Consider the following 21,286-nt stretch of genomic DNA (forward strand, 5'->3'; position numbering starts at 1 on the left):
CGCCTCGCATCGCGCAAGCCAAAGCGGAAAGCGGCAAAGGTTGCAAGTGTAACGATCGGGTCAGAGCGCCAGACCGCAGGCGTTGCCCGATGCCCACGCCCATTGGAAGTTATAGCCGCCCAGCCAGCCGGTCACGTCGACCGCCTCGCCGATCGCGTAAAGGCCGGGGCGCTTTTTCGATTCCATGGTTTGCGAGGAGAGTTCCGCCGTCGCAATGCCGCCCACCGTGACTTCGGCCTTGGCGAAACCCTCGCTGCCGCTGGGGGTAAAGGCCCAGCGGGACAGGCGTTCCTGCGCGGCGCGCAGCCGCTTGTCCGCGATTTCCTGAAGCGGACCGTCAAGCGCCAGCTTCTCCGCCAGCACGGCGGCCAGCCGTTCGGGCAGCCCCTCGCCCAGCAGGTTGCGGATGGCGCGGCGCGGCTCCTCGCGCTTGGCGGTCAGCAGCCAGTCGGCGGGACGGTCGGGGAAGAAATCGATGGCGATGCTGTCGCCGGGGCGCCAAAAGCTGGAAACCTGCAATATGGCGGGGCCCGACAGGCCGCGATGGGTGAACAGCGCCGCTTCCCGGAACTGTGCCTTGCCCGCGCTGGCGATCACATCGCTGGATACGCCCGAAAGCTCGCGGAACAGCAGATCCTCGCCCTTCAGCGTCAGCGGCACCAGCGCGGGGCGCGGTTCCACGACTTTCAGGCCGAACTGGCGGGCAAGATCATAGGCAAAGCCGGTCGCGCCCATCTTGGGGATCGAGGGGCCGCCCGTGGCGATCACCAGCTTCTGGGCCGTGAACAGGCCATCCTGCGTTTCGACGGTGAAGCGTTCCCCATCGTGGCTGACCGATGCGATCTCCTGCCCCAGCGCGAAAGTTCCGCCTGCCTGCCCGACCTCTTCCACCAGCATATCGACGATCTGGCGCGCCGAACCGTCGCAGAACAGCTGGCCCAGCGTCTTTTCGTGCCATGCGATGCCATGCCCCTCGACCAGCGAGAGGAAATCGCGCGGCGTATAGCGGCTGAGCGCCGATTTCACGAAATGCGGATTGGCCGAGATGAAGCGGTCGGGCGCGGTGTGGATATTGGTGAAATTGCACCGTCCGCCGCCCGAAATCAGGATCTTGGCGCCCGGTCTTGCCAGTTTCTCGACAATCAGCACGCGCCGACCGCGCTGGCCCGCGCGCAGGGCGCACATCATGCCCGCCGCGCCAGCCCCAAGGATGATCGCGTCATAATGGTCGGTCATGGCGTGTTCGTCCCTGCCGACAGAATGTGTGTGAAAAAGGAGCCGAGCGACCCGCAGCAATCCGTTGTGGCTGCTTCCTTCCGGACCTGACCAGGTTGGCGAACGCGAACGTCCGCCCGACTCCCGGTGGGCCATATGGCGGCGCGCGGCGCGGAAAGCAAGGGCTCCGCTGCACGGGCAAGAAATGCATGGCCGCGCATACACAATGGCAATAATTATGCTTTATCAGCACCGCAGACATTCAATCCCGAACCGGAGCACTCAATTTGCAACGCCTTACCCGTCTTTCGCTGATCCTCGCTGCCAGCGCCCTGCCCGTCGCGACCATGCCAACGGTCGTGCTGGCGCAGCCGCAGACCCTCGATTTCGGGGATGATGCGGGCGATTACACGAATGACGGCGAATGCGACGATATGCGCTTTTCCGGCCCCGGCATGACCGATACGCCGTTGCTGGAGGAAGATATCGGCCATGACGCCACCGATTGCCGCAATGCGTTTTTCCGCGGCGAGCTGAGCTATAATTCCGGTTACCGCGCCGTCGGAAATATCGAATGGGGCGGCGATAATGGCGATTATGCCAATGACGGTGAGTGCGACGACATGCGCTTTACGGGCGAAGGGATGACCGATACGCCGCTGTTGACCGAAGACCTTGGCAATGACGCGACCGACTGCCGCAGCGCCTTCATGCGCGGCAAGCTTCAGGTGAACCCGCTGTTCGTGAAGACCGGCGGCATCGATTTCGGTGACGACAAGGGCGATTTCGCCAAGGATGGCGAGTGCGACGATCTGCGCTTTTCAGGTATCGGCATGACCGATACGCCGCTGCTGGGCGACGATGTCGGCCATGACGCCAGCGATTGCCGCAAGGCATTCGACGAAGGCCGCCTGCAATGGCGCGGCGAAATGGTCTATCTGGACGCTTCGGGCGACTGACGGGCCGGAAACGCCGGCAAGCTTACTTGAAGTTGTCGGCGTAGGCCTGAATTTTCAGCGTCTTGGGCGGGGTGGCGATCACCGTCGCCTCGATCCCGTATTTCGTCGCATAGGCCGCCGCCGCGTCCTTGTCGGGGAACGACAGCGTCACTTGCTGCTGCGTATCGCCCGAACCGGCCCAGCCCATCAGCGGATCGGGCTTTTTCGCTTCGGCGGGCACGAAATCGAGCACCCAGTCGGATGTGCGGGCCTTGCCCGACTGCATCGCGTTCTTGGGGCGCTGATAGATACGTGCTGGCATTTTCGTTTCGGTCCCTCAGACGCCGGGCGCGGACCATTCGGTCCGCTTGGCTACCTCGCAATAAGCTCGGGCGGCCGGTTGGCCTTGCGGCTCTCGCTTCGCGGGCCGGATAATCCAACTTGGCGGGATTCTCAAGACCGCTCTAAGCCCTTCCCGCTGCCGCGTGCGAAGGCGTTTTTCGTTTTCAGGCTCGCGGCTTCTTCCCACGGGCGTTCGGGCCAGCGGTGTTTGGGATAGCGGCCCTTCATCTCCTTGGCCACGTCGGCCCAGCTGCCGCGCCAGAAACCGGGCAGGTCGCGCGTTGCCTGAATCGGGCGGCCCGCGGGGCTGGTCAGGTGCAACAGCAAGGGCGTTTCCTGCCCCTTGGGCCCGATCACCGGATGCCGGTCCATCCCGAACAGGGCCTGCACGCGCACGTCCACTTGCGGCGCGCCATCCGATTCGTAATCGATGGCGTGATGCGTGCCCGCCGCGCTGATGAATTCGCGCGGGGCAAGCCGGTCCAGCCTTTGCCTGTCATCCCAGTCGAGCAGGTTCAAAAGCCCCTCGGTCAAGGCGCCCTTCGCCAGTTTCAGATCGCGCCTGCCCGTCAGCAGGGGCCGCAGCCAGATATCCGCATTATGCGCCAGCGCATCAGGCGACAGCGCATCGATCCCCGCATGGCGCGCGCGGGCAAGCAAGGCGGGCGGCAGATGTTTTGCCGGATCGGCCAACAGCCTGTCCACAAGCATGTCCACAATGGCCGCGCCATCGGGATCGGGGTCGGGGCCGGTCGACAGGGTAATCGCGCCCAGCCGCCTTTCCTGCCGCGCCTCTACCCGCTGTTCGCCCGCATTCCAGCGCAGCAGATGCCGCGTTTCGGCCAGATCGCCCAGCGCCCGTTCGACATCGGCGGCCTCCAGCGGCCAAGCCGCCGTGATCCGCGCGCCCCTGGCCTGTCCCTGCGCGTCGCCGATGGCCAGCCATTCGCTGCGCGCCAGCGGCGATGCGGGGTCGAGGATAAAGCCCCGCCCGCCGACGCTGATCCAGTGTTCGCCCGTGGAATCGCGGCGTCTGGCGACATGGCCCGTCATCGCCATGGCCAGATGGATGCCGGGATGGCCATTGGGGGCGTCCGGATCTGCGGCGATCACCCCTTCGGCCCGCTTTGCCCAGCCTGCGGCCAGCCGGCGCGCCTGTTCCGCCTTTCCGCCCGATTGCCCGTCCCAGCGGATCAGGCGCTGGTGCAGATCATCGCCCCTGCCGCCAAGCGCGCGTTCCTGTAACAGCAGCGCCAGTTTCGCGGCAGGCAGCGCCTCGCCCGCGCGCGCACCGTGAAGGACGATGGCGCCATGCACCGGGTCCATCGGCAATTTCGCCAGCGCTTCCCCGAACGGGGTGACGCAATTGCCGGCATCCAGCACGCCCATGCCGCGCAGCCTTTCGCGCGCGCCTGAGATCGAGGCGGCGGGCGGCTCGTCCAGCCAGCGCAGGGCGGCGGGGTCGTTCTCTCCGATCCGCGCCAGCGTAAGCACCAGCGGGGCGAGATTGGCCGTGGTGATTTCGGGCGGGTCATAGGCGGGGCGCCCCTGATGCGCGGCTTCCTCCCACAAGCGATAGGCGATGCCCGCCTGCTGCCGCGCGGCGCGGCCTGCGCGCTGGTCCGATGCGGCGCGGCTGGACTGGCGGGTGACGAGATGGCTGGTGCCAGCGGCCACATCGAATTCCGCATGGCGCGACAGGCCCGAATCGACCACCACCGATACGCCGTCCAGCGTGAGCGAAGTTTCGGCGATGGCGGTTGCCAGTACGATACGGCGGCGGCCCTGCGCGTCGCGGCGGATCGCCTCGCGCTGGGCGGCGGGTTCGCATTGACCGTGGAGCGGCAGGACGGGCGTGTCCCTTAGCCGTTCGGCCAGAATTTCGCGCACGCGTTCGATCTCTCCCACACCGGGCAGGAAGGCGAGGATGTCGCCATCCGTCTCGCGCCATGCGGTCAGCACCGCGCTGACCATGCGCTCGTCGGGGCGGCGCGCGGGATCGCTGCCCAGCCAGCGATGTTCGAGCGGCCATGCCTTCCCCGCGCTTTCCAGTACCGGCGTGTCGGGGCCCATCAGCCGTGCGAAACGCGCGCCGTCGATAGTGGCGCTCATCACCAGAATGCGCAGATCGGCGCGCAGCACGTCCTGCGTCTGCAATGCCAGCGCAAGGCCCAGATCGCTGTCGAGATGGCGTTCATGCGCCTCGTCGAACAGCACGGCGGAGACGCCCGGCAGATCGGGATCGGCAGCGATGGCATTGACGAAAATCGCCTCTGTCATGACGACGACGCGGGTCTTTGCGCCGACCTTGCTGTCCATGCGGGTGCGATAGCCGATGGTCTCGCCCGCTTTCTCGCCCAGCATCTGCGCCATGCGTTCCGCCGCGGCGCGCGCGGCGACGCGGCGCGGGGACAGCAGCCAGATCTGTCCCGAACACCAGCCCTCACCGATCAGCGCGGGCGGCACCGCCGTGGTCTTGCCCGCGCCGGGCGGCGCGACCAGCACGGCATTGGGTCCCGCGCGCAGGGCGGCCAGCAGGTCGGGCAGGATGTCCTGAACGGGTAAGGTTTCGGGCGGCACGCTCATCCCAAGCCGCCTAAAAGGATCAGAAGCGGCGCGCTACCGCGAATTGCACCGCCTCTATCATCGCCGCGCGGGCGGGATTGGCCGGAAAGCCCGAGATCGCGTCGATGGCGCGATTGGCGAAATATTTCGCCCGTTCGCGCGTGTCGGCCACCGCGTCATGCCTTGCGATCAGCGAGATGGCATGCGCCAGATCGTCGTCCGACGTGCGCTTGCCGGTCATCGCCTCGCGCCAGAACGCGCGTTCCTCGTCCGAACCGCGCGCATAGGCGAGGATCACGGGCAGCGTCATCTTGCCGTCGCGGAAATCGTCGCCCTTGTCCTTGCCGCTTTCCGCGACTTCGGAATCGTAATCGATGGCATCGTCGACCAGCTGGAACGCGATGCCCAGATTGCGGCCGTAATCGTCCAGCGCCTGTTCGGTTTTCGCGTCGCGTTCGGCCACCACGGCGGCAATGCGGCAGGCAGCGGCGAACAGGGCGGCGGTTTTCGCGCCGACGATCTGGAGATAGCGCTCCTCGCTCGTCTCCAGCTGGCGCTGCGCGGTCAGCTGGTCGACCTCGCCCTCGGCGATGATAGCACTGGCGTTCGACAGGATCTTCAGCACGCGCAGGCTGCCATCCTCGGTCATCAGTTCGAAACTGCGCGAGAACAGGAAATCGCCGACCAGCACGGCGGCGGGATTGCCGAACACGACATTGGCGGCCTGCTTGCCGCGGCGCATGTCGGACCCGTCGACCACATCGTCATGCAGCAGCGTGGCGGTGTGAATGAATTCGACCACCGCGGCCAGCTTGTAATGGCGGGTGCCTTCATATTCCAGCAGCGCCGCGCAGGCCAGCGTCAGCATCGGACGCATGCGTTTGCCGCCGCCCGCGATCAGATGGCCCGCAAGCGCCGGAATAAGCGGGATTTTCGACTGCATGCGATCGAGGATGATCGCATTGACATGGTTCATCCCGTCCGCCGTCAGGGCAAGGATCGGGCCAAGCGAGGCATCGCTGCGCGGGAGGGTATGGACGGTCGCAGTCACGGCGCCTCCCTAGTGGTCCCAAGGCCCTGATGGCAAGCACCAAGTTTGACGCCCGCACGTTCCGAAAGATGCGCACGGGCGGGTATTTGCGCAAAAAATTTGCCTGACACGGCGCTCGCATTATAGGGCCGGTCATTATGAGCGATGACACTAGCCCTGCACCCCCGGCAGCCCCCGCACCTGATGCGGTGCTGGCCGCCTTTCGCAAGAGCATCGACAATATCGATGCCGCGCTGATCCACATGCTGGCCGAACGCTTTCGCATCACGCAGGCGGTGGGCGAGTACAAGGCAAAGGCCGCCCTTCCCCCCGCCGACCCGAACCGCGAACAGCGCCAGATCGAACGGCTGCGCGCGCTGGCGGTGGAGGCCGATCTGGACCCCGAGTTTTCGGAAAAATTCCTGCGCTTCGTAATCGACGAGGTGATCCGGCACCACGAACGGGCTGCTGCCCGCGATTTTTAGCTCCCGCGATCTCTGGTCGAATACTGCGCAGCAACCGGAGGCCGACATCGCCGGAGGCGGCGGTGACCGGCCGGCGTCATAGTCGCGGCTTTGCCATGGCTGGGTGGCGGATTGGCGAGATTTTTGCCTAAATCCTGCAATTCCGGTTACAACCGTGCGGACGCAACGATGGCAGACCATTGTGACTGTTCACCTAAGGACCAATAAAGTGGGATCGCAGATGATTGCAAGATTGGCGTTGCCATCCATCTTGCTGGTGCCTGCGCTCCAGTCGTGTAATTATACTTCACCAAGTGTTGTAGAGGATACAGTTGAACTAAAGTCGTCGTCTGGATACAGAATGATTTACGACAACGACAAAATTGTTACATTCAGCGACCTTCCTCCTTCAGGCCCTATTATTGAACATAGGATTGAATATAGGACTCCTTCTAAAAACAGTAGATGCCTCGACTACGGCGATATAGCGTGGTTAAGCGTAGCCGATAGAAGTCGTGAAGAATGCGGAAGTTATGAGATATCGGTGCAGCATCGATCAAGCTCCAATAGCTATTTGGCCGATGCTTACCTTTCCAAAGAATTCTGTAAAACGTATCCAGAAAATTGTGCGGATAGAGAAGGGAAAGTAATCTACAAGATCATAGTTGTGGATGGTTTGCTGGCGTCATTTACTTGGATGGAAGGCAATTCGATCAAGTACAATTATGTTCGCGTGAATTGACAGCTAAAATTTCAACATTAGCTACCCACCGCATTCCAACCAATTTGCCTCAATCGCTCCGAAAGCCGACGCCCCCAATCCCATCAGCTCGTCATTCCCGCGCAGGCGGGAATCCACTTGGCTGTGGCGCTAGACCGCTCTGGGTCCCCGCCTTCGCGGGGATGACGAAGGGATGCGGGGCCACGATCGAAAATGCGCGACTTCGATCCGGAATAGGCGGCGGCAATGGAAACCGTTGCCGCGCTAAACCCCCGCCCCTTCGCGCAGAACGGCCGTGCCGGCCTCGCGCTGCTGTCGCAGGTCGCGCTTTAGCGCCGCGGGATCGCGGGCGATGACGAAGCCGAAGCTGACGCCGCCTTCCTTTGACTGTGTTGCGTGATGCAAGTGATGCGCCTGTACCAGCCGCTTCAGATAACCGCCGCGCGGGACATAGCGGAACCAGCGCTGGTGGACGAGGCCGTCGTGCACCAGCGTATAGATCACGCCATATAATAAGATGCCCAGCCCGATCCATGTCGCGGGCCACCATGCGGCCATGCCCAGCAGGTCGCCCATCACCAGCGGGCTGCCCAGCGCGAACATCGAAATGCTCATCGCCGCGCCAACCAGCGCGTAAAGATCGTTCTTTTCAAGGAAATTGTCGTGCCGTTCGTGATGGTCGCGGTGCCAGCCCCAACCCCATCCGTGCATGATATATTTATGGCTCGCCCAAGCGACGCCCTCCATCGCGGCGCAAGCGGCCAGAGTGATCAGCACGGCGTAAACGGTCGTCATGCCCGCCCTATAGCACCGGCCCGCGGATTTGCGACAAACTCTTACAATCGGGATGCTTTTCGATGCAGTCGGTTTCTCCGCCGTTCATTTTCGCGCGACTATTTCTGAATGCACAGGACGCATCGGATGAAAGATGCGTCCGACCCGGAAAATGACACATAAGGAGTGCCGTTATGCGTAAGTTTGCCACGATCCTCACCCCCGCGATCGCCGTGCTGGGCATGGCCGCGCTGACCCCCGTGCCCGCAATGGCGGCGGCGCATGACAGGGATGCACCGCGCTATAGCAAGCAGGTCGACAATCGCGGATCGCTGCGCAGCGATATCGCGCAGCTGGACAACCGGATCGACCGCGCCGAACGCAACCGGTCCATCAGCCGCAAGGAAGCCAATGCGCTGCGCCGCGATACCGACGATCTGCAGCAGCTTTACCGCAATTATGCGCGGAACGGGCTGAACCGGCAGGAGGTCGCCACGCTGTCGAAAAAGATCGACCGGATCGAATGGTCGCTGCGCTCCGAACAGCGCGACCGCGACAGGCATCGCGGCTGATCCCCGACCCCGATTGCCCGCGCACGAATATTGCGCGGGCAAGCACGACCGTCGCGCTTGAATTGCGCGGCGGTCGCGCCTAATCGCGCATGCATCATGACCAAAGCACGCACCCTCTACGAAAAGATCTTTGACGCCCATGTCGTGGAACGCCGCGACGACGGCACCTGCCTTGTCTATATCGACCGCCACCTTGTGCACGAGGTGACGAGCCCGCAGGCGTTCGAGGCGCTACGGCTGGCAGGGCGCACCGTGCGCCGCCCCGATCTGACGCTGGCGGTGCCAGATCACAACCTGCCCACCACCGCGCGCCGCGATGCGGCCGGCAACCGCATTCCCATTGCCGATCCCGCCAGCGCGCAACAGCTTGCCGCGCTGGAGGCGAATGCCCCCGCCTTCGGCATCCGCTATATCGGCGATGCCGACAAGGAACAGGGCATCGTCCATGTCGTGGGGCCCGAACAGGGCTTTTCCCTGCCCGGCGCGACCATCGTGTGCGGCGATTCGCATACGGCCAGCCATGGCGGCCTGGGCGCGCTGGCATTCGGCATCGGCACGAGCGAGGTAGAGCATGTGCTGGCGACCCAGACGCTGCTGCTGAAACCGTCGAAAACGATGGAAGTGCGGGTAGAGGGCGAGCTGGCCCCCGGCGTCACTGCCAAGGATGTCGTCATGCATGTGATCGGCGTGACCGGCACGGCGGGCGGCACCGGCCATGTCGTGGAATATCGCGGCAAGGTGTTTCAGGACATGAGCATCGAAAGCCGCCTGACCGTGTGCAACATGGCGATCGAGGGCGGCGCGCGTGCCGGCCTGATCGCGCCCGACGACAAGACCTATGCCTATCTGAAAGGCCGCCCGATGGCGCCCAAGGGTGCCGACTGGGACAAGGCGCTGGCATGGTGGAAGACGCTGCCCACCGACGAGGGCGCGGTATTCGACAAGACGGTGGTGATCGACGCCGCCGATATCCAGCCCACCGTCACATGGGGCACCAGCCCCGAAGACACGGTGGCGATTACCGGCGTGGTGCCCGATCCCGCCGGTTTTGCCGACCCGTCGAAACAGGCCGCCGCGCAGGCCAGCCTGGACTATATGGGGCTGGAGCCGGGCATGAAGATGACCGAAATAGAGGTCCAGAACGTTTTCATCGGTTCGTGCACCAACAGCCGGATAGAGGACTTGCGCGCCGCCGCCGCCGTGCTGAAGGGCCGGAAGAAGGCCGGTAATGTCACATGGGCCATTGTCGTCCCCGGATCGGGCCTTGTGAAAATGCAGGCCGAGGCCGAGGGGCTGGACAGGATATTCACCGACGCGGGCCTTGAATGGCGCGAACCGGGTTGTTCGGCCTGTCTGGGCATGAACCCCGACAAGGTCCCGTCCGGCGAACGCTGTGCATCGACCTCCAACCGCAATTTCGTCGGAAGGCAGGGTCCGGGCGCGCGCACCCATCTGGTCAGCCCCGCCATGGCGGCGGCAGCGGCGGTCACCGGCCGCCTGACCGATGTCCGCACGCTGGGCGTGGCAGAGCCGGAACCGGCCTGATCGGGCGGTGCGCGCGGACGACGGCGTAACGCCGAATGCCGGCGCCTGTCCGGACGCACCGCTGAAACGCGGGTTCGCGCCCGTTGCCGACGCGCGCACGCGGCTGCTGGTTTGCGGCAGCCTGCCGGGCGATGCCTCGCTGGTGGCAGGGCGGTATTACGCGCATCCGCGCAACCGGTTCTGGCATTTGCTGGGCGCGGCGGCCGACATGCCGGAATTGCCCGACCTGCCCTATGACGACCGGCTGAGGGCGCTGTTGTCGCGCGGCATCGGCCTGTGGGACGTGGCGGCCAGCGGGTCGCGGCGCGGCAGTCTGGACACCGCCCTGCGCAATGTGGAGCCGACCGATCTGGCCGGACTGGCGGCGACATTGCCTGCCCTGCGCGCCATCGCCTTTAACGGCAGCGCGGCGGCGCGGATCGGGCGCAGGCTGATGGCGGGTGACGGTCGCGTCGCGCTGATCGACCTGCCTTCGTCCAGCCCCGCCTATTGCGCGATCACCCCGCACGACAAGCAGATGCGCTGGATGGAGCTGAAACAATGGCTGGAGCGGTGAATAATCGCCCGCGCGCCCTTGCCTTTCGGCGGGGGCTGGTCAGATAGGGCAGAAGGGTTGGCCCCGCTGCCGGATGGCCGGGGCCGAGAGGGCCTGAACCGGATAGAGAAAGACCGAGCAACGGTATGAGCGACGACAAGAACTGGACTTCGAAGGCCGCGATGGCGGGGGCCGCCATCGGATCGGCGGCGCTGGCGGCGGCCGTGATGTATGCCTCGCGCCGGATGGAACGGGCCAAACAAAAGGGCAAGCCCGCCCCCACCGTGCCGACAGGCGAGAACCCCGAAACCGATTGAAGGGCATTCCGGCGTTGAGCCGCGTGCCCCTTCGCCATATAGGCCTTTGCATGGACAAGATTGACACGATCGAAGGGCGGGCCATCCCGTTCGGTGCGAAGAACGTCGATACCGACGTGATCATCCCCGCGCGCTGGCTCAAGACCATCACGCGCGAGGGGCTGGGCGAAGGCGCGTTCGAAACGGTGCGGGCGAAACCCGGCAATGTGTTCGACGATCCGCGCAACGCAGGCGCGCCGATCCTGATCGCGGGCGATAATTTCGGCTGCGGCTCCAGCCGCGAACATGCCGCATGGGCGCTGCTGGACATGGGCATCACCGCCGTGATTGCGCCCAGCTTTTCCGACATTTTTTCGGGCAATGCGTTCAAGAACGGCATTCTGACCGTCGTGCTGCCGCAAGAACAGGTCGACCGGCTGATGGAAGTGGCCCAGACCGACGAGATTGCCATCGATCTGGAACATTGCACCGTCACCACCCCGTTTCAGGACCGTTTCACCTTTGAAATCGATCCGTTCCGCCGCCATTGCCTGCTGGAAGGTCTGGACGAGGTGGGGCTGACCATGGCGCGGCAGGACGCGATTTCCGCGTATGAGGCGAAGGCCGCGGGCGATCTTTCCTTTCTTTCCGGCCCGCGCGACATCGCGGCCTAGGCCCAAGCGGCTATCACATTACGGTTTTTAGGGGACTTAGACAGATGACCGATTTCAACGACCGCCGCCGCGCCGAGGAAGCCAAGGCCGCCATGGACGAGGAAATGCTGTTCCGCGTGACCGCGCGGCGCAACCGTCTGGTGGGCGAGTGGGCCGCCGGGCTGATGAACCTGTCGGATGTAGAGACCGAGGCCTATCGCAAGGCGGTCGTGCAGGCCGATTTCGAGGAAGCGGGCGACGAGGACGTGATCCGCAAGGTGCTGGGCGACCTGACCAGCGCGGGCGTCGATGCCGACGATGCGATGGTGCGCGCCGCGCTTGAGGAAAAAATGGTCGAGGCCCGCCGCCAGCTGATGAGCGAGAGCTGATTTGCCATGGCGATGAAGGCCGAAGATATCGAGACCCTGATCCGCGCCGCGATTCCCGACGCGGACGTCACGATCCGCGATCTGGCGGGCGACGGCGATCATTATGCCGCCCATGTCGTATCCGCCAGTTTCGCCGGGTTGACGCGGGTAAAGCAGCACAAGGCCGTTTACGATGCGCTTGGGGGGCGCATGGGCGGCGAACTGCATGCCTTGCAACTGACGACCGCGGTTCCCAACTGAGGGCCACGACACATTCTAGTTTTATCGGGATCGAACATGTCCGACATCAACAGCCGCATTCAGGATATCGTCGCCAAGGACGATGTCGTTCTTTTCATGAAGGGCACGCCCCTTTTCCCCCAGTGCGGGTTTTCCAGCCGCGCGGTCGCCATTCTTGAACATTGCGGCGTGGCCTATGGCTCGGTCGACGTGCTGCAGGACATGGAAATCCGCCAGGGCATCAAGGCCTATTCCGAATGGCCGACGATCCCGCAGCTCTATGTAAAGGGCGAATTCGTGGGCGGCAGCGACATCATGATGGAAATGTTCGAAGCCGGCGAATTGCAGCAGCTGATGACCGAACAGGGCTGCGCAAAGGCGGAATAAACGGCCGCCCGCCGATGGAGCTTGACGACAGGCCCGACCTTGCCGACCGGCTGAAAGATGCGATCCCCGCCGCGACGCTGATCGCGATGCGCCCTGCCCCCGATGGCGGACCGGACGAGATTCTCGTGGTCGAACGGGCGCAGAAACTGGCTTTTGCGGGCGGGATGATCGCCTTTCCCGGCGGGCGGGTCGAGGCGCAGGACCATGCGCTGGCCGCCAGCGCAGCGCCGGGCCTGCCGCCTGCCGAAGCGGCCGCCCGCATTGCCGCAATCCGCGAAACATTCGAGGAAACCGGCCTGCTGTGCGGGCTGGCAGGGCCGGACGAAACGACAGGCCCCGCCGCCTGTGACCATATTGCCGCTGCCCGGCGCGAGATGCTGGACGGCGCGTCATTCGATGCGTTGCTGGCCGATCGCGGCTGGGCGATCGACGCCGGTGCGCTGTTGCCCTTTGCCCGCTGGTGCCCGCCTGCGGGCATCACGCTGGCCCGCCGTTTCGACGCGCGGTTTTACATCGTGCGCGCACCGGCAGGCGCCGAAGTCTCCCCCGACAGGACCGAGAATGCCGCCGCCTTCTGGGCGCGCGCATCGACGCTAGTGGGTGACAACGATGCGGGGCGGATCAAGATGGTCGGCCCGACGCGCGCGACATTGATGCGGCTTGCCATGGGCCACGGCTTTGCAGATGCGAAGGCCAGTGCCGAACAGTTCCCCGTGCGCGAGATCCTGCCCGTGGTGCGCCACGAAGGCAGCGAAAGCTGGGCCGGTGTGCCCGCGGGCCATGGCTATCCCGACGTGGATTTCCGTATCCGTTAGGCGGATAGTCCGGGCGAAATGCCGCATTGCGGCGCTGTTACAATAGTTATGCACCGAAAAGCAGCGCGTGTAACGCAATTGAAACGCAACTGTCGCGTAACCGTCGCAAACAGCCCCTAGCCAGCGGCGCCAACAGGGGCGCCAAGTCCCCTGCGAACCGCTATCCTTCAGGGGGCTTTATGAACCGCAAATTCCGCACCGCGCTGGTTATCGGCAGCGCGCTTTCCGCCATCATCGCTTCGCCGCAGGCCTTTGCCGCGGGCACGCTGGACGGTTCGGTCGTCGACGCGACCGGCACCCGCGCCCTGCAGGCCGCGCAGGTCACCATCCTTGAACTGGGCCGCACGGTTTCGACCGAACGCGACGGTTCGTTCCGCTTTCCCGAAGTGCCCGCGGGCACCTATACGCTGGAAGTGACCTATGTCGGCGCGCCGACCGAAACGATCAGCGTGACCGTGCCCGAAACCGGCACCGTCCGGCAGACCGTCGCGCTGGGCAGTGCCGACAGCTCGATCCTGGTGGTCGGCCAGCTGGCGAACCAGGCCAGCGCATTGTCGCGCAAGCGTGCGGGCGATACGGTGTCCGACGTGCTGACCCGCGATGCCATCGGCCAGTTCCCCGACCAGAACGTGGCGGAATCGCTGCGCCGCCTGCCCGGCATCAACGTGCTGAACGATCAGGGCGAAGGCCGCTTCGTGTCGGTGCGCGGCCTTGACCCCGAACTCAACTCGACCTCGCTGAACGGCGTGCGCCTGCCCGCGCCCGAAAGCGATGTGCGTTCGGTCGCGCTCGACGTGATCAGCAGCGACATCATCGAATCGATCACGGTCAAGAAATCGCTGACCCCCGACATGGATGGCGACACCATCGGCGGTTCGGTCGAGATCGAGACCACCAGCGCCTTCGACCGCGAAAAGGATCTGTGGAGCGCGCGTCTGGAAGGCAGCTATAACGATTACGCCAACGAGGTGACGCCTAAGGGCAGCCTGGATTTCGCCACGCGCATTACCGACGATTTCGGCATTTCGGGCGGCGTATCCTATTACAAGCGCAAGTTCGAAACCGACAATATCGAGGCTGACAGCTGGACCGATGTCGACGGCACGCCCTATGCCGAGGAACTCGAATATCGCGACTATGACGTCGAGCGCGAGCGCCTGTCGGCCACATTGGGTGCCGATTTCCGCGTTGGCGATACGACCGAGCTGTATGTGAAGGGCGTCTTCAGCCAGTTCGACGATCAGGAATACCGTCGCCGCCTGTCGTTCGATTTCGGCGACAGCATCGACGCGGTGGCGAACGGCAATGTCGTGACCGCGGGCGATACCTATGACGAGGAAGAGGACGAAGGCCGCCTGCGCGTCGAACGCGACGTCAAGGACCGGTTCGAACGCCAGCGCATCTGGAACGTCGTCTTCGGCGGCAAGACCGAGCTGGATAGCGGCTGGTTCGCTGAATATTCGGCCAGCTATGCCAAGGCGACCGAGCGCGAGGACGGATCGATCGACCCCGCCCAGTTCCGCCGCGATTTCGAAGGCGAGAATGTCGCCATCGCCGTCGATTACAGCGATCCGCGCGTGCCCCTGTTCGACGTGGTGGGCAACAGCTTCGAATTCCGCGATGCCGCATCCTATGAGCTGAACGAGATCGAATATACCGCCCTGTCCGACGCGCAGGACGAGGAATATGCGCTGAAGTTCGACTTTGGCCGCGATTTCTTCATGGATGCGGGCACGTTCAGCGTGCAGGCGGGCTTCAAGGGCCGCTGGCGCGAAAAGACCTATGACAAAAATGTCGAGTTCTGGGAAAACAGCGACATGACGCTGGCCGACGTGCTGGGCACCAGCACCTATCGCCTGACCAGCATCGATCCGGTTCCCAGCTATCACGGTTCGCGCGATTATTTCGACGCCAATTTCGACAGCTTCGAACTGAACGAGATCGACACCATGTTCGACTCCTCGGTCGAGGATTACCGCGCCGACGAAGATATTCTGGCCGGTTACCTGCTGGGCAAGTTCGAAACCGACCGCCTGTCGGTCATCGGCGGCGTCCGTTACGAGAACACCAAGAACAAACTGTTCGGCAATACCGCCACGATCTATGAAGAAGGCTCGACGCTGGGCGCGGAATGCGGTTTTGGCGACGGTGTCGAGGCGGATGACGATTACGTCTGCGTCGCTCCGGTCGAATTCAGCAAAAGCTATGACCAGTGGCTGCCCAGCCTGAACGCGAAATACGAAGTTTCGCCCGAACTGCTGGTCCGCGTGGCCGGTTACAAGAGCCTGATGCGCCCCAAGCTGGGTTCGCTGGCTCCGCGTTTCGAAGTCGAGGTGAACGACGAGAACGAGATCGAGGGCAGCTTCGGCAACCCCGACCTCGATCCCTATGAAGCGTGGAACTTCGACGCCAGCCTCGAATATTACATGTCGAGCAATGGCGGGCTGAGCGCGGCGGTATTCTACAAGGATATCAAGAACTATATCGTCGATGTGAATATCGACGAACCCGGCGTGTTCGCGGGCATCGCCTTTGACGAGGCAACCATCCCGTTCAACGGGCCCAGCGCCAAGGTCTGGGGTGTCGAACTCTCGGCCTCGCAGGCGCTGGACTTCCTGCCGGGCTTCCTCTCGGGCTTTCTGGTGCAGGCGAATTATACCTATACCGACGCCACGGGCGAGATCGCGGACGGCGACTTCACCGACCTCGACAATATCGACACCTATCGCGAAATCATGCTCCCCTCTTCGTCCAAGCACACGGTCAACGGCGTGCTCGGCTATGAAAAGGGCCCCGTCAGCCTGCGTCTGGCGGGCACCTATCGCGACAAATATCTGGACGAAGTGGGCGGCGATCCGGAAGAAGACCGTTATGTCGACGATCACTTCCAGCTGGATTTCAGCGCGAAACTGCGCCTGAACGAAGGCGTCCAGCTGTATTACGAGTGGGTGAACATCAACAACGCAAAATATTTCGCCTATAACAATTACATGGGCCAGAAGAACCTGTACCAGTATGAGGAATATAACTGGACGATGAAATTCGGCGCGCGCCTGAATTTCTGATCCTGCCGCATATAGACAGGGGAATTTCCATGAAAAATGCAATCAAGGTCGGGGCCATTATCGCCCCGGCCATCCTGCTGGCGGCTTGCGCTTCGGAGAAGGTCTGGCCGCCTTCGCCCTGGCCCACCGGCAATGTCGGGGCCGCGGTGGAGACCGTGCCGGTCGGCACTGCCAATGCCGATGCCGCCGACGATCCGGCGATCTGGCGCAATCCGGTGGATTCGTCGAAGAGCATCCTGCTCGGCACCGATAAGAAGGCCGGCCTCTATTCCTATGCGATGGATGGCACGGTCATCGATTTCGTGCCGGCGGGCCTGCTCAACAATGTCGATCTGGTCTCTCTGGCCGATGGCACGGTTCTGGTCGCGGCCAGCGACCGGACCGACGGGGTCAAGCCCGCCATCGCCTTTTTCACGCTGGCGACCGACGGCAAGCTGACCAGGGGCGCGCGCCTGTCGGTCGGCACGGGCGAAGCCTATGGCTTTTGCATGGCGCACACCAATGAAGAAGGGCAACTGGCCCGCGCCTATATCGTGACCAAGGAAGGCCCCGTGATCGAGGCCGTGATCGGCGGCACGGTCGCGGCGCCGACCGTGTTATCCAGCCGCGTGTTCGACATCCCCAGCCAGAGCGAGGGCTGCGTCGTCGATGGCCGCACCAACATGCTGTATGTGGGCGAGGAAGCGGCGGGCATCCACCGTTTCGACCTGGCGCAGGACGCACCGGCGGGCGAACTTGTCGCGGTGGCAGACGGTACCGCGATGGTGCCCGATGTCGAAGGGCTGGCGATCGCGCCGATGGGCGAGGATGCGGGCTATCTGCTGGCATCGGGCCAGGGGGACAATGCCTATGTGGCCTTCGCCCTCCCCTCGATGCAATATGTCGGCCGTGTGCGGATCGCCGATGGCGCGCAGATCGACGGCACGTCGGAAACCGACGGCATCGAATTCGCCGCGGGCGATTTCGGCCCCGCCTTCCCCGACGGCATTTTCATCGCGCAGGACGGGGACAACGGCCCCGATGCCGACGGCAATGCGACCCAGAACTTCAAGCTGGTGCGCGGCGACGCGCTGATCGCGGCGCTGAGAGGCGAATAAGGGGCCGAAAACAGCCCCTCTTCGCAGTTTGCGAAACCTTAACGTGCAAACGGCCAGCGCCCGAAAAGGGTGCTGGCCGTTAAACTTTGTAAACGGCGTTGCGCGGCGGCGGGGCCGCGCGCCTGTCCGCGATCAGTTGACGCGGAACAGCTTCTGCCACAGCGTCGGTTCGTGCATCGGCTGCAATGCGCCGAACTTCATAAAGCGCTGTGAAGCATCGGAATAAGGGCGCGGCAGAGTCCAACGGTCGGGCGAACTCGTGCGGTAGCTGGGCGTATACATGGCTCGGGTTACCTCATGCAGATTGTGTCTTGTCGCTAGAAACCCCTAAGGTCACAGGTCGGTTCCCGTGTCGAACCGGTTAACTATCCCCGTGAACCCGCTGCATGACGGCCCGATGCCGGGGAATGCCCGATTTCGGCGGCGCAACAGAGTTAATCCCTGCGTTAATATTTTTCTCGAAAAAATCTCTATCCCGCGCCGGGACAGCGGGAAATCAGGGTTAACGGCAAGAATCGCCCGAATCGCTCCCCTTATCCCGATGCGCCCCCGATGTTCGGCGATGTGCGCCCGGCGCCTGTGCGCCGACCGCAGCCCGCCGCAGGACGAATTCGCCTGATCCCACGGTTTTCCCCGGACCAGCCATGGACATAGGCTGTCGATGTTGTATCGCTGCTGCGCCTTTTTACGCGGGGCAAGCCTGCCCTGCGGGCATCAGACGGGGCCGTTCCGGCGGCCCGCACAGGCCAGACGTTCGATAGCCGGAGTTCCCTTTGGACTTGCTGCTCATTTCCGCCCTGCCGTTCCTTGGCGCCATCGCCATCGGTCTGGCAGCCCGGGCGCCCCGGATCATGCACGCGATCATCGCGGGGCTGTTCACCCTGACCGCGCTGGCGCTGGTGCTGGTCAAGGCTCCCGCCGTGCTGGCGGGACAGGTGGTGACCACACGGATCGACTGGGTGCCCGCCATCGGCCTTAACGCCCATTATTTCATGGACCCGCTGGGCTTGATGTTCGCGGGACTGATATTGGGCATCGGGCTGCTGATCGTGATCTATGCGGCCAGCTACCTGTCCGCATCGGACAGTTCGGCCAAATTCCTGACCTTCCTGATGCTGTTTCAGGGCGCGATGCTGGGCATCGTTCTGTCCGACAATGTCCTGATGCTGCTGGTGTTCTGGGAAATGACCAGCCTGTCTTCGTTCCTGCTGATCGGTTTCTGGGGCCATCTGGCCGAAGGGCGGCAAGGCGCGCGCATGGCGCTGGCGGTAACGGGCGGCGGCGGGCTTGCGCTGATCGCGGGTCTGGTGCTGCTGGGCCGGATCGCGGGATCGTATGATCTGACGCAGATGTTGCTCGCCCGGGATGTCATTCAGGCATCGCCGCTGTATCCCGTGGCGCTAGTGCTGATCCTGCTGGGCTGTTTCACCAAGTCGGCGCAGTTCCCGTTCCATTTCTGGCTGCCCCACGCGATGGCCGCGCCCACGCCGGTCAGCGCCTATCTGCACAGCGCCACCATGGTAAAGGCGGGCGTGTTCCTGATGGCGCGGCTGTGGCCGGTGCTGTCGGGCACCGAATTGTGGTTCTATCTGGTCGCCACCACGGGGCTGGTCACTATGCTGGTCGGCGCGGGCGTCGCGCTGTTCAAGAACGATCTGAAAGGGCTGCTCGCCTATTCCACGGTCAGCCATCTGGGCCTGTTGACGATGCTGTTCGGCTTTGGAACGAAGCTGGCCGCCGTGGCGGGCGTGTTCCACATCCTGAACCATGCGACGTTCAAGGCCGCGCTGTTCATGAACGCGGGCATCGTCGATCACGAGGTCGGCACCCGCGACGCGCGGCGGCTGGGCGGGCTGGCCGCGCTGATGCCTGTGACCGCGACTTTGGGCACGATCGCGGCCCTGTCGATGGCGGGGATACCGCCCTTCAACGGCTTTCTGTCCAAGGAAATGATGCTGGAGGAAGCGGCGCATACCGCATGGGCAGGCACGGGCTGGCTGGTGCCGGTGGTGGCGACCATCGCCGCGCTGCTGTCGGCGGCCTATTCCTTCCGCTTTATCGCCCATGTCTATTTCGGGCCGAAGCGCGACGATTATCCCAAGCCGCCGCACGATCCGGGCATCGGCCTGTGGGGTCCGCCCGCGGTGCTGGTGGTGCTGGTCGTGCTGATCGGCCTGCTGCCCGCGCTGATGGCGCAGCATCTGGTCGAGGCGGTGGCGGGCGCGGTGATCGGCGGTCCGGACCGGATCGTTGCATTGCCCGAATTCCACCTGTCGCTGTGGCACGGGCTGACCCCTGCCCTGTTGATGAGCGGGATCGCGGTCGCGGGCGGCCTGATCATGCTGTGGCGCTATGGCGCGCTGGACCGCGTGTGGAACGCGCTGCCGGTGCCGGTGGCCAAGGACATGTTCGATCGCGGCATCCACGGCGCGGTCCATGCGGCGCGCGTCATTTCCTATGGCTTTCACAACGGATCGTTGCAGCGCACCCTGTTCGTGCTGTTCGCCTTTGCGCTGGTGCTGGGGATTGAGGGGATGTCGCTGGGCAGCCATCTTGCGGGCGGTTTCGCGTCGGGCGGGCGGCCGACCATGCCCGCGCCGCCGGTCGCCATCCTTGCGTGGCTGGCACTGCTGGCAGGCACGGGCGCGGTCGTCTTGTCACAGCGGCAGCGGTTTTTGGCCCTCGTCTATATCAGCGTGATCGGCCTTGTCGTCTCTTTGGGCTTTATCTTCCTGTCCGCCCCCGATCTGGCGCTGACGCAGATTTCGGTGGAGACGGTGACGATCCTGCTGCTGCTGCTGGCGCTGCATCTGTTGCCGCGCAATCCGCCGACCAGCAGTTCGACCGCGCGGCATATCCGCGACGGATTGCTGGGCATCATGGGCGGCGCAGGCGTCGGCTGGGCCGCATGGGCGATCATGACGCGCCCGCAGGGCGAGACGATTTCCGCCTATCACTGGGCCATGGCGAAAAGCGGCGGCGGCGGCACCAATGTGGTCAATGTCATTCTGGTCGATTTCCGCGGTTTCGACACTTTTGGCGAGATTATCGTGCTGGGCATTGCGGCGCTGGCGATCTTCGCGCTGTTGCAGCCGGCAGTGCGCGGGGAATCGGGGCGGCGTCTGCTGGCGCTGATGGATGGCATCGTCCGGTCACCCGAACGCCATCCGATGATGCTGGTGGTCGCGGGCCGCGTGATCCTGCCCATGGCGATCGTGGTGGGCATCTATATCTTCCTGCGCGGCCACAACATGCCGGGCGGCGGGTTCATCGCGGGGCTGGTCTTTTCCATCGCGATGCTGATCCAGTATATGGCATCGGGCTTTGAATGGGCAGAGGAACGGCGGCGCACCGAACGGCACGCGCTGATCGCGGTGGGCGTGCTGACCGCGGCGGCGACGGGCGCGGGCGCGCTGGCATTCGGCAAGCCGTTCCTGACCAGTTCCTATGGCTATTTCCATATCCCGCTGGTGGGAGAGATCGAGCTGGCCACCGCCATGCTGTTCGATACCGGCGTCGCACTGACGGTGGTGGGCGCGGTGATGCTGGCGCTGGCGCAGCTGGCCAATGCGACCCGGCGGGCAGAGGTCGAGCATTCCGACCATGCGATGGACATCGATCCCAGCAGGGAAGAGGACACGGCAGCGGAGGCTTCGCAATGAGC

The 21,286-nt window shown here is 64.0% G+C and carries 21 protein-coding genes and 1 other RNA gene; 15 read left to right on the forward strand and 7 right to left on the reverse strand.

Going from position 1 to position 21,286, the window contains the following annotated elements; genetic code table 11:
- Positions 1–60 precede the first annotated feature (60 nt).
- Positions 61–1,236: an NAD(P)/FAD-dependent oxidoreductase gene (locus LOZ74_RS11495; protein ID WP_230291321.1), complete on the reverse strand. Its 1,176-nt coding sequence runs from the start codon at positions 1,234–1,236 to the stop codon at positions 61–63.
- Between the two features lie 32 nt (positions 1,237–1,268).
- Positions 1,269–1,363: signal recognition particle sRNA small type (gene ffs, locus LOZ74_RS11500), an RNA gene on the reverse strand.
- A 139-nt stretch (positions 1,364–1,502) separates the two neighbouring features.
- Here ffs and LOZ74_RS11505 point away from each other — a divergent pair.
- The gene (locus LOZ74_RS11505; RefSeq protein ID WP_230291322.1) at positions 1,503–2,174 is read left to right on the forward strand and encodes a hypothetical protein; all 672 of its coding nucleotides are present in this window, start codon (positions 1,503–1,505) and stop codon (positions 2,172–2,174) included.
- A 22-nt stretch (positions 2,175–2,196) separates the two neighbouring features.
- On the opposite strand, the gene LOZ74_RS11510 is transcribed toward LOZ74_RS11505, so the two are convergent.
- The 3 genes from LOZ74_RS11510 to LOZ74_RS11520 form a co-directional block, all read right to left on the reverse strand.
- Positions 2,197–2,475, reverse strand: coding sequence for an ETC complex I subunit (locus tag LOZ74_RS11510; RefSeq protein WP_230291323.1), 279 nt, complete (start codon positions 2,473–2,475; stop codon positions 2,197–2,199).
- Between the two features lie 131 nt (positions 2,476–2,606).
- Positions 2,607–5,081, reverse strand: coding sequence for an ATP-dependent helicase HrpB (gene hrpB / locus LOZ74_RS11515; protein ID WP_230291324.1), 2,475 nt, complete (start codon positions 5,079–5,081; stop codon positions 2,607–2,609).
- A 19-nt stretch (positions 5,082–5,100) separates the two neighbouring features.
- Positions 5,101–6,111, reverse strand: coding sequence for a polyprenyl synthetase family protein (locus LOZ74_RS11520; RefSeq protein WP_230291325.1), 1,011 nt, complete (start codon positions 6,109–6,111; stop codon positions 5,101–5,103).
- Positions 6,112–6,248: 137 nt separating this feature from the next.
- Here LOZ74_RS11520 and LOZ74_RS11525 point away from each other — a divergent pair, with 137 nt between their 5' ends.
- The gene (locus LOZ74_RS11525) at positions 6,249–6,575 is read left to right on the forward strand and encodes a chorismate mutase (RefSeq protein ID WP_230291326.1); all 327 of its coding nucleotides are present in this window, start codon (positions 6,249–6,251) and stop codon (positions 6,573–6,575) included.
- Positions 6,576–6,783: 208 nt separating this feature from the next.
- Positions 6,784–7,296 carry a hypothetical protein gene (locus LOZ74_RS11530; protein WP_230291327.1) on the forward strand — a complete coding sequence of 171 codons (513 nt, stop codon included), beginning with the start codon at positions 6,784–6,786 and terminating at the stop codon, positions 7,294–7,296.
- Positions 7,297–7,539: 243 nt separating this feature from the next.
- Here the strand turns inward: LOZ74_RS11530 and LOZ74_RS11535 are convergent, their stop codons facing one another.
- Positions 7,540–8,070 carry a sterol desaturase family protein gene (locus LOZ74_RS11535; RefSeq protein WP_230291328.1) on the reverse strand — a complete coding sequence of 177 codons (531 nt, stop codon included), beginning with the start codon at positions 8,068–8,070 and terminating at the stop codon, positions 7,540–7,542.
- A 173-nt stretch (positions 8,071–8,243) separates the two neighbouring features.
- Here LOZ74_RS11535 and LOZ74_RS11540 point away from each other — a divergent pair, with 173 nt between their 5' ends.
- The 11 genes from LOZ74_RS11540 to LOZ74_RS11590 all read left to right on the forward strand — a co-directional run bounded on the left by LOZ74_RS11540 (position 8,244) and on the right by LOZ74_RS11590 (position 17,622).
- The gene (locus tag LOZ74_RS11540) at positions 8,244–8,621 is read left to right on the forward strand and encodes a hypothetical protein (protein WP_230291329.1); all 378 of its coding nucleotides are present in this window, start codon (positions 8,244–8,246) and stop codon (positions 8,619–8,621) included.
- 96 nt (positions 8,622–8,717) lie between these two features.
- Complete coding sequence (leuC, locus tag LOZ74_RS11545; RefSeq protein WP_230291330.1) at positions 8,718–10,166, forward strand: 3-isopropylmalate dehydratase large subunit; 1,449 nt, start codon at positions 8,718–8,720, stop codon at positions 10,164–10,166.
- On the forward strand, positions 10,126–10,722 hold the full coding sequence (locus tag LOZ74_RS11550) for a DNA-deoxyinosine glycosylase (protein ID WP_230291331.1): 597 nt from the start codon (positions 10,126–10,128) through the stop codon (positions 10,720–10,722). Before leuC ends, LOZ74_RS11550 begins: the two co-directional genes overlap by 41 nt.
- Positions 10,723–10,847: 125 nt before the next feature.
- Positions 10,848–11,018, forward strand: coding sequence for an isopropylmalate isomerase (locus tag LOZ74_RS11555; RefSeq protein WP_230280744.1), 171 nt, complete (start codon positions 10,848–10,850; stop codon positions 11,016–11,018).
- Between the two features lie 50 nt (positions 11,019–11,068).
- Entirely contained in the window at positions 11,069–11,671 is a 603-nt protein-coding gene (leuD, locus tag LOZ74_RS11560) for a 3-isopropylmalate dehydratase small subunit (protein WP_230291332.1), read from the forward strand.
- Positions 11,672–11,715: 44 nt separating this feature from the next.
- Entirely contained in the window at positions 11,716–12,039 is a 324-nt protein-coding gene (locus LOZ74_RS11565) for a DUF1476 domain-containing protein (RefSeq protein ID WP_230280742.1), read from the forward strand.
- A 6-nt stretch (positions 12,040–12,045) separates the two neighbouring features.
- Positions 12,046–12,279 carry a BolA family protein gene (locus LOZ74_RS11570; RefSeq protein ID WP_230291333.1) on the forward strand — a complete coding sequence of 78 codons (234 nt, stop codon included), beginning with the start codon at positions 12,046–12,048 and terminating at the stop codon, positions 12,277–12,279.
- A 36-nt stretch (positions 12,280–12,315) separates the two neighbouring features.
- On the forward strand, positions 12,316–12,645 hold the full coding sequence (grxD, locus tag LOZ74_RS11575) for a Grx4 family monothiol glutaredoxin (RefSeq protein WP_230280740.1): 330 nt from the start codon (positions 12,316–12,318) through the stop codon (positions 12,643–12,645).
- 14 nt (positions 12,646–12,659) lie between these two features.
- Complete coding sequence (locus LOZ74_RS11580) at positions 12,660–13,460, forward strand: NUDIX domain-containing protein (protein ID WP_230291334.1); 801 nt, start codon at positions 12,660–12,662, stop codon at positions 13,458–13,460.
- A 179-nt stretch (positions 13,461–13,639) separates the two neighbouring features.
- Positions 13,640–16,525, forward strand: a complete 2,886-nt coding sequence (locus LOZ74_RS11585; RefSeq protein ID WP_230291335.1) for a TonB-dependent receptor — start codon at positions 13,640–13,642, stop codon at positions 16,523–16,525.
- A gap of 29 nt (positions 16,526–16,554) precedes the next feature.
- A complete protein-coding gene (locus LOZ74_RS11590; RefSeq protein ID WP_230291336.1) occupies positions 16,555–17,622 on the forward strand; it encodes a phytase in 1,068 nt (355 codons plus the stop codon).
- Positions 17,623–17,754: 132 nt separating this feature from the next.
- On the opposite strand, the gene LOZ74_RS11595 is transcribed toward LOZ74_RS11590, so the two are convergent.
- Positions 17,755–17,904, reverse strand: coding sequence for a hypothetical protein (locus LOZ74_RS11595; RefSeq protein ID WP_230291337.1), 150 nt, complete (start codon positions 17,902–17,904; stop codon positions 17,755–17,757).
- Between the two features lie 491 nt (positions 17,905–18,395).
- Here LOZ74_RS11595 and LOZ74_RS11600 point away from each other — a divergent pair, with 491 nt between their 5' ends.
- The gene (locus LOZ74_RS11600; protein ID WP_230291338.1) at positions 18,396–21,284 is read left to right on the forward strand and encodes a monovalent cation/H+ antiporter subunit A; all 2,889 of its coding nucleotides are present in this window, start codon (positions 18,396–18,398) and stop codon (positions 21,282–21,284) included.
- The last annotated feature ends 2 nt before the right edge of the window (positions 21,285–21,286 follow it).

It is taken from the genome of Croceicoccus sp. Ery5 (assembly GCF_020985325.1).
In the GTDB taxonomy this organism is placed as follows: Bacteria; Pseudomonadota; Alphaproteobacteria; order Sphingomonadales; family Sphingomonadaceae; genus Croceicoccus.